The 12,382-nt window shown below is 69.8% G+C and carries 11 protein-coding genes; 6 read left to right on the plus strand and 5 right to left on the minus strand.

Translation table 11 applies throughout. The features are described from left to right. The first annotated feature begins 40 nt into the window (after positions 1-40). On the plus strand, positions 41-1,930 hold the full coding sequence (locus PcP3B5_RS09050; protein ID WP_061561063.1) for a filamentous hemagglutinin N-terminal domain-containing protein: 1,890 nt from the start codon (positions 41-43) through the stop codon (positions 1,928-1,930). Between the two features lie 291 nt (positions 1,931-2,221). Here PcP3B5_RS09050 and PcP3B5_RS09055 read toward each other — a convergent pair whose 3' ends face one another. The 5 genes from PcP3B5_RS09055 to PcP3B5_RS09075 are packed head-to-tail and all read right to left on the minus strand — an operon-like array spanning position 2,222 to position 6,844. After that, positions 2,222-3,100: a DUF1353 domain-containing protein gene (locus PcP3B5_RS09055; RefSeq protein WP_061561064.1), complete on the minus strand. Its 879-nt coding sequence runs from the start codon at positions 3,098-3,100 to the stop codon at positions 2,222-2,224. Positions 3,101-3,152: 52 nt separating this feature from the next. Continuing rightward, positions 3,153-4,079 carry a 5-oxoprolinase subunit C family protein gene (locus PcP3B5_RS09060; protein WP_061561065.1) on the minus strand — a complete coding sequence of 309 codons (927 nt, stop codon included), beginning with the start codon at positions 4,077-4,079 and terminating at the stop codon, positions 3,153-3,155. Beyond that, positions 4,076-4,789: a 5-oxoprolinase subunit PxpB gene (pxpB, locus tag PcP3B5_RS09065; RefSeq protein ID WP_061561066.1), complete on the minus strand. Its 714-nt coding sequence runs from the start codon at positions 4,787-4,789 to the stop codon at positions 4,076-4,078. The genes PcP3B5_RS09060 and pxpB overlap by 4 nt, the downstream gene beginning before the upstream one ends. Continuing rightward, positions 4,786-5,538: a 5-oxoprolinase subunit PxpA gene (locus PcP3B5_RS09070; protein WP_061561067.1), complete on the minus strand. Its 753-nt coding sequence runs from the start codon at positions 5,536-5,538 to the stop codon at positions 4,786-4,788. Before PcP3B5_RS09070 ends, pxpB begins: the two co-directional genes overlap by 4 nt. A gap of 25 nt (positions 5,539-5,563) precedes the next feature. After that, positions 5,564-6,844 carry an MFS transporter gene (locus PcP3B5_RS09075; protein WP_061561068.1) on the minus strand — a complete coding sequence of 427 codons (1,281 nt, stop codon included), beginning with the start codon at positions 6,842-6,844 and terminating at the stop codon, positions 5,564-5,566. Positions 6,845-7,059: 215 nt separating this feature from the next. On the opposite strand from PcP3B5_RS09075, the gene PcP3B5_RS09080 reads away from it, so the two are divergent. The 5 genes from PcP3B5_RS09080 to PcP3B5_RS09100 all read left to right on the plus strand — a co-directional run bounded on the left by PcP3B5_RS09080 (position 7,060) and on the right by PcP3B5_RS09100 (position 12,371). Then, positions 7,060-7,989 carry a LysR family transcriptional regulator gene (locus tag PcP3B5_RS09080; RefSeq protein ID WP_058071987.1) on the plus strand — a complete coding sequence of 310 codons (930 nt, stop codon included), beginning with the start codon at positions 7,060-7,062 and terminating at the stop codon, positions 7,987-7,989. A 99-nt stretch (positions 7,990-8,088) separates the two neighbouring features. Then, the gene (locus tag PcP3B5_RS09085) at positions 8,089-8,886 is read left to right on the plus strand and encodes a putative hydro-lyase (protein ID WP_061561069.1); all 798 of its coding nucleotides are present in this window, start codon (positions 8,089-8,091) and stop codon (positions 8,884-8,886) included. 421 nt (positions 8,887-9,307) lie between these two features. Then, on the plus strand, positions 9,308-10,150 hold the full coding sequence (locus PcP3B5_RS09090) for an ABC transporter substrate-binding protein (protein WP_061561070.1): 843 nt from the start codon (positions 9,308-9,310) through the stop codon (positions 10,148-10,150). Between the two features lie 34 nt (positions 10,151-10,184). Beyond that, positions 10,185-11,693 (plus strand): amino acid ABC transporter permease/ATP-binding protein, encoded by a 1,509-nt coding sequence (locus PcP3B5_RS32370; protein WP_061561071.1) that lies wholly within the window; start codon positions 10,185-10,187, stop codon positions 11,691-11,693. 12 nt (positions 11,694-11,705) lie between these two features. After that, complete coding sequence (locus tag PcP3B5_RS09100) at positions 11,706-12,371, plus strand: GntR family transcriptional regulator (protein ID WP_043267379.1); 666 nt, start codon at positions 11,706-11,708, stop codon at positions 12,369-12,371. The last annotated feature ends 11 nt before the right edge of the window (positions 12,372-12,382 follow it).

Consider the following 12,382-nt stretch of genomic DNA (forward strand, 5'->3'; position numbering starts at 1 on the left):
ATTTGGGAAGCTCCTCATGGACAACGTGGAGTAGATGGACATGGAACGCAATGCTCTGCATTTCCCGGCCGTCCTGGCCGGCCTGCTGTTCTTCGCTCACCCGCACGCCGCGGCCGCGCCGCTGAGCCTGGCCCCCGGTTCCGGCAACGCCGGCCTGGGTTCCGCCGGCAACGGCGTACCCGTCGTCAACATCGCCACCCCCAACGCCAATGGCCTGTCGCACAACAAGTTCGGCCAGTTCAACGTCGGCCGCGAAGGCCTGATCCTCAACAACTCGCCGGGCGGGGCGCAGTCGCAGCTGGGCGGCGCCATCGCCGGCAACCCCAACCTGGGCAAGGGCGCGGCGCGCAAGATCCTCGGCGAGGTCACCGGCGGCAGCCCCTCGCAGTTGCTGGGCGCCATCGAGATCGCCGGGCCGGGCGCGCACTTCATCCTTGCCAACCCCCACGGGGTGACCTGCAACGGCTGCGGCTTCATCAACATGCCGCGGGCCACCCTGACCACCGGCAAGCCGATATTCGACGGCGACCGCCTGGCGGGCTACGACGTCGACGGCGGGCACATCGGCATCGAAGGCGCCGGGCTCGATGCCCGCCAGGTGGGGCGCTTCGAGCTGATCACCCGCAGTGCCACGCTCAACGCCGCACTGTATGCGCAGCAGCTCGACGTGGTGGCCGGGCGCAACCGCGTGGACGGCGAAAGCCTGGCGGCCAGCGCCAAGGCCGACGATGGCCGCCCGCGGCCGCGCCTGGCCATCGACAGCTCGGCGCTGGGCGGCATGTACGCCAACGCCATCCGCCTGGTCGGCACCGAGCAGGGCGTGGGCGTGAAGCTGACCGGGGAACTGGCCGCCAGCGCCGGCGACATCCGCATCGACGCCAACGGCCGCCTGGAGCTGGCGCGCCTGCAGAGCGCCGGCGGCGTGCGCCTGAAGGCCGGGGACATGCACCTGAGCGGGCCGGTCAGCGCAGGGGGCGACGCCGAGCTGTGGGCTTCCGGGAGCCTGACCAACCAGGGCCGGCTGGACAGCGCCGGCCGCCTGTTCATGCGCCTGGGCGGCGGCCTGGTCAACCGGGGCGGCGAGCTGCGCGCCCAGAGCATGGACCTGAGCCTGGCCGGGGCGCTGGACAACAGCCGGGGGCTGATCGAAAGCCGCGGCGGCCTGCGCCTGCACGCCGCGTCCCTGAGCAACGGCCAGGGGTGCATCCGCGCCCGCGGCTGGGAGGGCGGCACCGACATTGGCATCGGCGGTGTGCTGGACAACCGCAACGGCAGCCTGGAGACCTACGCCCGCGACCTCGACCTGCGCAGCGGCAGCCTGCTCAACGACAACGGCTGGGTCTGGCACGGCGGCAACGGCCGCTTCGGCATCGACCTGGCGCAACTGGGCCTGGCCGGCGGCCGCTTCGTCACCCGTTCCGTGCTGCACATCAAGCGCGACCACTGGCTGAACAACAGCAGCCTGCAGGCCCGCGAGCTGATCCTGGAGGTGGGCGAGCTGGAGCAGGGCGCCAGCGGGCGCCTGAACGGCACCCTCGGCGTGCGCGGTAGCGGCCACGACTGGCGCAATGCCGGGTTGATCGCCAGCGAGTCCGGGCTGTCGCTGGAGCTGAGCGGGCGCTATAGCGGCAGCGGCCGGTTGCTCAGCCAGGATGGCTTGAGGATCAGTGCCGATTCCCTGGAGCTGGAGCGTGGTGGCAGCCTGATCAGCGGGATGTATGCCCAGCTCGACATCCGTAACGCGATCGTCAACCACGGCACCCTCCTGGCCTATGACGAGATCTGGCTGAATGCCGGGCGGTTGGTCAACTACGGGGTGCTGGGCAGCGGCTCCGAGTTGTACCTGGACGTGGGTAGCCTGGAGGATGAAGGGAACATGTTCAGCAATGGCGATGTGGAGTCGCATATTCCCTGGAAGTGGACGCTCTAGGCCGGTGCTCCGAGCCTGATGCCGTTTCTCTGCCCGGGAGAAGCGGCCCCGTAGGATGGGTTGAGCGAAGCGATACCCATCACCCTGGCCCGATGGGTATCGCAAGCTCAACCCATCCTACGAAAAGCACCTCGGCGCGGCCTGCAAGACAGCTGCAGGGAAGCACGGGCGTAGGAGCGGACTCCGTCCGCGATTGGATTCACCGGCCACGCCGGACGCACCGGTGGCACGAACAGCCCCCTCTCCCGCTGCGGGAGAGGGTTGGGGTGACGGGGCCCCGGAAAGGGACGCTCAGTCCTTGCCCGAATGAACAGCCTCAGGCACCCCGAACCGGGCTTCTTCCTCTGGCCCGGCGGCTGCGCCGGGGATCGGCGTCAGGCAGCGCAGCGGGCTGTTGCCGTTGTGCACCTGGCGCATCTTCGGCGCGCCGCCGAGCACCACCGCCAGGTAATAGACCCAGGCCAGCGGGCGGGGCATGCCGGCATTGCGCAGCATCCGCAGGAACAGGCGGTCGGCGCTGGCCTTGTCCAGCGGCGAGACGTTGAGGAACTGGTAGAGCGCGTCGTGCACCAGGCTGGCATGGTGCGCCACCGGCCAGAACACCTGCTTGCGACGGACCTCGCCATCGCGGATGCAGGCCACGTCTTCCAGGTGCTCCCACCAGTCCGGGGTGCCGAAGATCGCCAGCCAGTAGAAGGGCACCTTCGGCGAGCAACCATCCCAGGCGTAGGTGCGCGGTCGGTCGAAGTGGTAACGCACCTCGCCGCGGGCCAGGTCGACCTCGCTGTGCCCGGGGTTGACGATGATGCGCCCGTCGTGGATCACCAGCCATTCGCTATAGAAGAAGCGGCCGCGGGCCTCTTCGCAGAACACCGTCAGCGGGAAGTCGATGTAGTTGACCCAGGGGCCGGGCCTGTCGCGGCTGCAGAAGCCCCAGCGCTCCACCGAGGCTGCCCGCGCGGCACGCACGCGCCGCAGGCGCTCGCGGCGGCCGACCAGTTGCGGCAGCAGCACGCCCAGGTACACCGGCAGGGCGCCGGCCAGCAGGTATTGCAGCAACAGCGGCTGCAGCAGCCAGGCCAGGCCCAGCAGGAGCAGGCCGAGCAGGGTGACCAGCAGGTTGGCGAGGTGGCGCAGCAGCGGGCGCTGCAACGGGGGAACGGCTTGCATGGCATCCTCCGTGATGTCGGGGATGCCATTGTGCCATTATCGTTGGCCGGCTTCAGTCGACCTGTCGCCATTGCGCCAGCAACTGCCGGTGCGCCGCCAGCGCTGCGGGTTGCACGCTGGGCCGCAGGCGCAGCTCGGCGCCCGGCAGGCATTGCGCCAGGCGCGCCAGGGCCCTGGGGCTGAGGGCGCCCAGGCGCGGGTAGCCGCCGATGGTCTGGCGGTCGTTGAGCAGCACTATCGGCTGGCCGTCCGGCGGCACCTGCACGGCGCCCAGGGGAATGCCCTCGGAGATCATCGGCCGGCCCAGGTACTGCAACGCCGGGCCGAGCAGGCGCATGCCCATGCGGTCGGCGCGCTGGTCGAGGGTCCAGGTGGCGTCGAAGGCGTCGAACAGGCTCTGCCCGGCGAAGTCGCCTGCCTGGGCGCCGAGCACCAGTTCCAGTTCCGCCGGGCCGTCGTAGCGCGGTTGCTGGTGGGCCTGCATATGGCGCTGCGGGGGCGTTCCGCCGGCGGCGCGCAGTTCGTCGCCGGCCATCAGCGGCTTGCCCTGGCCGTCGAGGCCGCCGAGTCCTTCGCGGACGACGGTGGCGTAGCTGCCCAGCACCGCTTCGCCGAGGAAACCGCCGGGCGCCGCCAGGTAGGCGCGGGCACCGCTGCGCGGCTGGATGAAGATCAGGCGTTGCCCACTGCGCAGTTCGAAGGCCTGCCAGGGCGCCAGCGGCTGGCCGTCGATTTCCGCCGCCAGGTCCGCGCCGGCCAGGGCCAGGCGCACGTCGGCATGGGCGCGCAGGGTCACGCCGCCCAGGGGAATCTCCAGCACCGCCGCGTCCAGGCGGTTGCCCAGTAGCCAGTTGGCCCAGGCCTGGGCTTCCCAGTCCAGGGCGCCGCCCTGGGTCACGCCCAGGTGGCGCACGCCGAAGCGGCCGCCGTCCTGCAGCTGGGCCAGCGGGGTGCTCTTTTCCACGTGGAGGATTTTCATGCCTGGCCCTCCTCGGCGGGCATGGGCGTGTCGTCGCCGCCCAGGCGGATGAATTCGGCGTGGTCGATGGCCTCGAAGCGCACCCGGTCGCCGGGTTGTAGCAGGCTGTAGCCGTCGCGCCCGCGGTCGAACAGGCGCGCCGGGGTGCGCCCCAGCAGGTTCCAGCCGCCGGGGGAGGCCAGCGGGTAGGCGGCGGTCTGGCGCTCGGCGATGCCGACGCTGCCGGCGGCGACGCGCTGCCGCGGGGTGGCCAGGCGCGGGGTGGCCAGGGCCGGCTCGACCAGGCCCATGAAGGCGAAGCCCGGGGCGAAGCCGAGGGCGAACACCTGGTAGGCGCGGCCGCTGTGGCGGCGGATCACCTCGGCCACGGCCAACCCGGTGTGCCGCGCCAGGCGCGCCAAGTCGGGGCCGACGCTGGGGTCGTACCACACCGGCAGGACCTGCTCGCGGCTGTTCTCGCCGGCCAGCGGCTGCAGGCCGTCGAGGGCGGCGAACAGGCGCTCGCGGATCGCCAGCGGCTCCAGCCGCAGCGGGTCGAAGCGCAGCATCAGGGTGGTATAGGAGGGCACCAGCTCCAGCAGCTCGTCGCCGAAGACCGCGCGCAGGCGCTGCGCGGCGGCCAGCAGCCAGGGCATGTTGGCTTCGTCGATGGCGTCGAACAGGCGCAGCATGTAGCTGTCCAGGGCGACCACTTCCAGGCGCGGCCTCATGCCGGCACCAGGGCGCCGAGGGCGGCGCGCAGCTGGCGCACGGCTTCCACCGAGCCGGGGTTGTCGCCGTGCACGCAGATGCTGTCGGCGCGCAGGCGCAGCGCGCTGCCGTCGCTGGCGCCGAGCGCCTCGCCGCGGGCCAGGGTCAGCGCCTGGGCGATCACCTGGCGGCTGTCGTGGTGTACCGCGCCGGGCAACTGGCGCGAGACCAGGTGGCCTTCGGCGGTGTAGGCGCGGTCGGCGAAGGTCTCGAACCACAGGCGCAGGCCGAACTCGGCGGCCATGGCCAGGGCGCCGTGGTTGTCGCGGGTGGACAGCAGCATCAGCGGCAGCCCGCGGTCGTAGGCCGCGACCGCGCGCATCACCGCGCGCAGTTGCTCGGGCTTGCGCATCATGTCGTTGTACAGCGCGCCGTGCGGCTTGACGTAGCTCACCCGCGCGCCCTGGGCGCGGCAGATGCCGTCGAGGGCGCCGATCTGGTAGTGCAGCATGTCCTCGATCTCCTGCGCGCTGCAGTCCAGCGAGCGGCGGCCGAAGCCGAGCAGGTCGGGGTAGCCGGGGTGGGCGCCGATGCGCACGTCGTACTCCAGCGCCAGGGCCACGGTGCGGCGCATGCTGCCGGGGTCGCCGGCGTGGTAGCCGCAGGCGATGTTGGCGCAGTCGATGTACGGCATGACCTCGGCGTCCAGGCCCATTTTCCAGGCGCCGAAGCTTTCGCCGATGTCGCAGTTGAGCAGGGGGAGGTGCATGGTCGTCCTCGTAGGTCGCTGCGGCTCAGGGTTCCAACTGCTTGCCGCGGGTTTCCGGCAGGCTCAGGGCGGCGAGGATGACCACGCCGTAGGACACCGCGGCGAAGCCGCCAATGCCCAGGCCCAGCGGCACGTGCTGGCTGATCATGCCGATGAGCATGGGGAAGAGCGCGGCGATGGCGCGCCCGGCGTTGTAGCAGAAGCCCTGGCCCGAGCCGCGGATGCGGGTGGGGAAGAGTTCGGTGAGGAAGGCGCCCATGCCGCTGAAGATGCCCGAGGCGAAGAAGCCCAGGGGGAAGCCCAGCCAGAGCATGGCTGCGTTGGGGATTGGCAGCTGGGTGTAGAGCAGCACCACGATGAACGAGCCGACCGCGAACAGGATGAAGTTCTTCTTGCGCCCCAGCAGGTCGGTGAGGAAGGCGCTGATCACATAGCCGACGTAGGAGCCGAGGATGACCATGGCCAGGTAGCCGCCGGTGCCGAGCACGCTGAGGTGGCGTTCGGTCTTCAGGTAGGTCGGCAGCCAGGAGGTGATGGCGTAGTAGCCGCCCAGGGCGCCGGTGGTGAGCAGCGAGGCGCGCAGGGTGATGCTGAGCATGCCGGGGGCGAAGATTTCGTGGAAGCCGATCTTTTCGTTGCTTTCCAGGGCCTTGGCGCGCTGGTAGACCTCCGGCTCCTTGACCAGGCGCCGGACGAACAGCACGAACAGCGCCGGCAGCAGGCCGAGGAGGAACAGCGCGCGCCAGGCGTACTCGGGCGGCAGCACGCTGAACAGCAGGGCGTAGAGCAGGGCGGTGACACCCCAGCCCAGCGCCCAGCCGGACTGCACCAGGCCCACCGCCTTGCCGCGGTCGCGGGCGCGGATCACCTCGCCGATCAGCACCGCGCCGGCGGTCCACTCGCCGCCGAAGCCGAAGCCCATCAGGGTGCGCGCGATCAGCAACTGTTCGTAGTTCTGCGCCAGCCCGCAAAGGAAGGTGAAGAAGGCGAACCACAGCACCGTCAACTGCAGGGTGAGGACGCGGCCGATGCGGTCGGAGAGAATGCCGGCAACCCAGCCGCCGGCGGCGGAGGCCAGCAGGGTGAGGGTGTGGATCAGGCCCGCCTCGCCGGTGCTGATGCCCCACAGGGCGATCAGCGTGGGAATGACGAAGCTGAGCATCTGGGTATCCATGCCGTCCAGGCCGTAGCCGATCTTGCAGCTCCAGAAGGTCCGTCGTTCCTGCTTGTCCAGGTCACGGTACCAGCCGAAATAGCTGCCGCTGCTCACGTCGAGGGGGACGGCCGGGCTCGCCTGCTTTTCCATGGGGGATCTCCGCTCTTGCGTTCTTGGAATTGTTCTAGCGGCCGGTGCCACATCTCGCCGTCGCCTGGGCCCTGATTCTTCGAGGCGCGGGGGCATGCGTCCAACTAATTTATGCGGTCGCCGGTGACAAGAATTTCCGATACCCGCCCCTGGCGCGGCATTCGCGGTGCCGGCGGGGCGGGGTTATGCTTGCGCGTCCCCGTCCGGTACCGGCCATGAACCTGAAATTCCTCGAGACCTTCGTCTGGGTCGCCCGCCTGAAGAGCTTCCGCCTCACCGCCGAGAAGCTCTTCAGCACCCAGGCCGCCATTTCCAGCCGTATCGCCGTGCTCGAAGGCGATCTGGGCGTGAAGCTGTTCGTTCGCGATTCCCGCGGCGTGACCCTGACCCCCGAGGGCCACCAGGTACTGGAGTATGCCGAGCGCATGCTCGACACCGCGCAGTCGCTGCGCCAGGCCATAGATGCCGGTCGCGTCGGCCAGGGGCGTATCCGCATCGGCGCCATGGACACGGTCATCCACACCTGGCTCAGCCCCCTGGTGGCGCGTGGCATGGAGCGCTTCCCGGACCTCGAGATCGAGCTGATGGCGGACACCGCGATCAACCTCGCCGAGCAGTTGCGCAAGGGCTACCTGGACCTGATCTTCCAGACCGACGCCATCCGCCACGAATCGGTGCTCAACCTGGAGCTGGGCAGCTACCCGCTGCGCTGGGTGGTGCCCCGGGGCTCGCCCTACGACCGCGACTACACGGGGCTGGAGGACCTGTTCCGCGAGCGTGTGCTGACCTTCTCCAAGCATTCGCGGCCGCACCTGGACCTGCTCACCATGCTCCAGGCCCGCGACGTCAGCCTGCCGCGGCTGAACTGCGTGAACTCGGTGGCGGCGATGACGCGCCTGGTGCGCGATGGCTTCGGCATAGGCGCGCTGCCGCCGGCCCTGGTGGTCCAGGAGCTGGAGCGCGGCGAACTGCGGGTGCTGGACGTGGAGCCGTCGCCGCCGGAGCTGCCATTGGTGGCCTCCTGGCGCGGCGGCAGCGGCCTGGAGCTGGTGGAGCAGGTGGTGGAAATGAGCCGGACGGTGCTCGCCGACTATGCGGCCGGCGCCGGCGAGTCGCGCATCGTGCTGCTGCCGGCGGGCCGCTGAATCAATTTTTCCGATGCCCGGGGGCGGAAACTATTTGTTGGACGGCCTCGGCGCCGGCCGACTAGAACGGGGGCCTTGCCCACCATCAGGAGACCGCCGATGACCCCGGCCCAGCACCACGATCTCGCCTCCCTGAGCCCCCTCGAACTGCGCCGGCTGATCCGCCGCGGCGACTACGCCGGGCACACCAGCGGCCTCGGCCAGCGCCACCTGCAGGCCAACATCGTGATCCTGCAGCGTTCCTGGGCCGACGAGTTCCTGCGCTTCTGCGTGCTCAACCCGCGCGCCTGCCCGCTGCTGGACGTCACCGAACCCGGCTCGCCGCGCTTGCACAAGCTCGGCGTCGACATCGACGTGCGCAGCGACGTGCCGCTGTACCGCGTGTATCGCCGCGGCCAGCCCCACCGCGAAACGAGCGACATCGGCGAGCTGTGGGAGGGCGACTTCGTCGCCTTCGCCATCGGCTGCTCGTTCTCCTTCGAGCAGGCGCTGCAGGACGAAGGCATCGCCCTGCGCCACATCGAGCAGGGGCGCAACGTGGCCATGTACCGCACCCATATCGCCAACACCCCCTCCGGGCGCCTGGCCGGCCACATGGTGGTGTCGATGCGTCCGCTGAAGGCCGCCGACGCGGTGCGCGCCAGCCAGATCACCGGGCGTTTCCCGCTGACCCACGGCGCCCCGGTGCACATCGGCGACCCGGCGCTGATCGGCATCGCCGACCTGCAAGCGCCGGACTACGGCGAGCCGGTGGCCCTGGCCGCCGACGAACTGCCGGTGTTCTGGGCCTGCGGCGTCACCCCGCAGGCGGTGCTGGCCGAGGCCGAGCCGGAGCTGTTCATCACCCATGCGCCGGGCTGCATGCTGGTCAGCGACCTGCTCTACGGCCAGCTCTGAGTCCCGCGCCCAGAGCGCCTGTTGCGGGGGTAGCTCGGCTGTCTGGGCGCCCCCGCTGCCCTTGCATGCCCGCTACCGCGCAGGCGCTGCGCCAGGCCATCCACGCCTGGCCCAGCCCGCAGGCGGCACGGATAACGGAGCGTTTCCCGGCGTGTTACCGGCCACCTTAGGCCGTGCAGCCTGCTCGTTGCCTGGTTTGTCGCTGTTACCGCCGGGGCGCTGGGTAGCCTTTCGCTAGCACGCTGCTCCATTTGGTAACGCCCGCCCCGTAGTGGGGCATGTGGGCGCCGGCACTTCCCCCGAAAGCGCGGATTTTTTCCTTCCCAACGCCATTTTCAGTCGGCCTTCTTATTAATTGGCATCAAGTTTGATTACTCGTAACGCAAAGATTGTTGAACAATCACCGTACGAGGGCTTCACCATGAAACAGCGATTTGCAGGCAAGGCGGGCTGGCTGGCGGCACTGGCGTTACCCGGCGTACTGGCGCTGGCCGCACCGGCCATGGCGGCGGTAACCGGCACCCTGGAGGCGGGCCGCTTGAGCATCGGCTCGGACCTCACCTACCCACCCTACGCCTACCTCGAGCAGAGCCAGCCCGCCGGCTTCGACCCGGAGTTCATGAGGGCGCTGGGCAAGCAGTTGCAGCTGCAGCCGGAGTTCCGCGACACCCGCTTCGCCAACCTGGTGATGGGCGTCAACGCGCGGCGCTTCGACGTGGTCGCCTCGGCGCTCTACGTCACCCCCGAGCGCGCCCGCCAGGTGGACTTCCTGCCCTACCTGAAGAGCGGCGCCTCGCTGCTGGTGCGCAGCGACGACGACTTCCGCCCGCAGCGCGCCGAGGACCTGTGCGGCAAGCGCGTGGCCTCGATCAAGGGCGGCTCGTGGATTCCCAGGCTGCTGGAGGTGTCCCGCCAGTATTGCGAGGCCCAGGGCAAGCCGGCGATCCAGTCGCGCGAGTTCCCCACCTCGCCCGAGGCCGCCCAGGCGCTGCTGGCCAAGGCGGTGGACGTGCAGTTCGAGAACGCCGCGGTGGCCAAGATCACCGCCGAGAAGCTCCAGGGCCGCCTGCAGATCGCCTCCCGCGAGCTGATCTACCCGGTGGTCATCGGCCTGGCCGTGCGCAAGGGCAACGGCGAACTGCTCGACGGCCTGCGCCAGGGCTTCGAGGCCATGAAGCAGGACGGCGAATACCAGGCCCTGCTGGCGCGCTACAACCTCGCCGAACCGAGCGCGGCGGACGTCGCCCAGGCGCTGGGCAACTGAACCGACGACCGGCCGAGCAATACGGAGCAAGAACATGCATTTCGATTGGCACTATGCCCTGGGCCTGCTGTGGAACGCCGATTTCTGGCACGCGGTGGGCACCGTGGTGGAGCTGAGCCTGGAAACCTGGCTGCTGGGCATCGTCCTCGGCTTCCTGGTGGCCCTGGCCCGGCAATCCTCGCGGCGCTACCTGCGCGACGCGGCGGCGCTGTACATCTGGTTCTTCCGCAGCCTGCCGCTGCTGGTGCTGCTGATCTTCGTCTACAACCTGCCGCAGGTCTTCCCCGGCACCAGCGCGCTGCTCTCCAACCCCTACGGCGCCGGGCTGATCGCCATGGTCCTGAGCGAGACGGCCTATATAGCGGAGATCCACCGCGGCGGCCTGCTGGCGGTCGCCAAGGGCCAGCTGGAGGCGGGCAAGGCGCTGGGCATCGGCTACCGCGGCGTGCAGTGGCTGATCGTGATTCCCCAGGCGCTGCGCGTGGCGCTGCCGACCCTGGCCAACGAGTACATCACCATCGTCAAGCTGACCTCGCTGGTCTCGGTGATTTCCCTCAGCGAAATCCTGCTGGTCGGCCAGCAGCTCTACACGCAGAACTTCCTGGTGATGGAGACCATGCTGGCGGTGGCCTTCTACTACGTGTTCATCGTCACCGTGTTCAGCTACCTGCTGCGGCGCCTGGAGAACCACCTCGACGTCACCCGCCGGCAGCCGCGCCCGGTGCCGGTCGGCGAGCTGCCGGCGGTGGTCTCGCGGCGCAGCGAGGCCAGCGCCGGGCAGGGCGCCTTCGCCCTGCAGGTGCGCGGGGCGCGCAAGCACTACGGCCAGTTGGAGGTGCTCAAGGGCATCGACCTCGACGTGCGCTGGGGCGAGGTGGTGTCGATCATCGGCCCCTCGGGTTCGGGCAAGACCACCCTGATCCGCACCCTCAACGGCCTGGAAGCGCTCGACCAGGGCGAGGTGACTCTCTGCGGCAAGCCGTTCCTGCGTGGCGCGCGCGAGCCGGGCGGGCCGCTGGGCAACAAGGTGCACATGCAGGGCATCGTCCAGGTCGGCATGGTGTTCCAGGGCTTCAACCTGTTCCCGCACAAGACGGTGCTGGAGAACGTCATGCTCGCCCCGCACCACCATGGTCACGCCGACGCCGCCGAGCTGCGCCAACTGAGCCTGGCGCTGCTGAACAAGGTGGGCATGCTCGAACACGCCGGCAAGTACCCGCACCAGCTCTCCGGCGGCCAGCAGCAGCGCGTGGCCATCGCCCGCGCGCTGGCCATGCGCCCGGCGGTGATGCTGTTCGACGAGCCGACCTCGGCGCTGGACCCGGAGCTGGTCGGCGACGTGCTGGCGGTGATCGAGGAGCTGGCCAAGGAGGGCATGACCATGGTCATCGTCACCCACGAAATGAACTTCGCCTTCCGCCTGTCCGACCGCGTGGTGTTCATGGAGGCCGGGCGCATCGTCCAGGCCGGGCCGCCGCGCGAGCTGCTGGAGCAGCGCAGCGAGCGCATGGGGCGGTTCCTCAAGGACGTTCAACTGGCCTGAGGAGGGCCGCAGATGAAAAACAAAGACGCCGGCGGCCTGTCGCTGTCGGCCCAGGTCGCCAACGAACTGCGCGAGGACATCATCGGCGGGCGCCTGCTGCCGGGCATGGCGCTCATCGAGAGCGAGCTGGTGAAGGGCTACAACGCCTCGCGCAACACCATCCGCGAGGCCCTGCACCAGCTCGGCCGCGAGGGCCTGGCCACCTACGTGCGCAACAAGGGCGTGATGGTGCGCCGCCTGGGCCTGGCCGAGGTGCGCGACATCTTCCTGGTGCGGCGCACCCTGGAGCTGCAGGCGATCCTCGCCAGCAAGCCGCTGCGCGAGTACCAGTCCGACCGCATGCTGGAGGCCATAGAGGCCGCCGAGCTGGCCCAGGACCGCGAGGACTGGCAGGCCTTCGGCACCCACAGCCTGCACTTCCACCAGCACATCGTCGGGCTGATGCGCAGCCCGCTGTTCGACGAGTTCTTCGCCAACGTCGCGGCGCAGATGCGCCTGGTGTTCTCCCTCGCGCCCAACGAGGAGAACTTCCAGCGCCCCTGGATCGACCGCGACCGGCACATCCACGACCTGCTCGGCGCCGGCCGCAAGCACGAGGCGGCGGAGGCCATGGCCAGCTACCTCGAGGATTCCGAAAACGCGCTGCTGGACCTGCTCGGCACGCCCCACTCCCTCTGAACCAGGAGACA

The sequence above is a fragment of the Pseudomonas citronellolis genome (assembly GCF_001586155.1).
Classification (GTDB): Bacteria; Pseudomonadota; Gammaproteobacteria; order Pseudomonadales; family Pseudomonadaceae; genus Pseudomonas; species Pseudomonas citronellolis.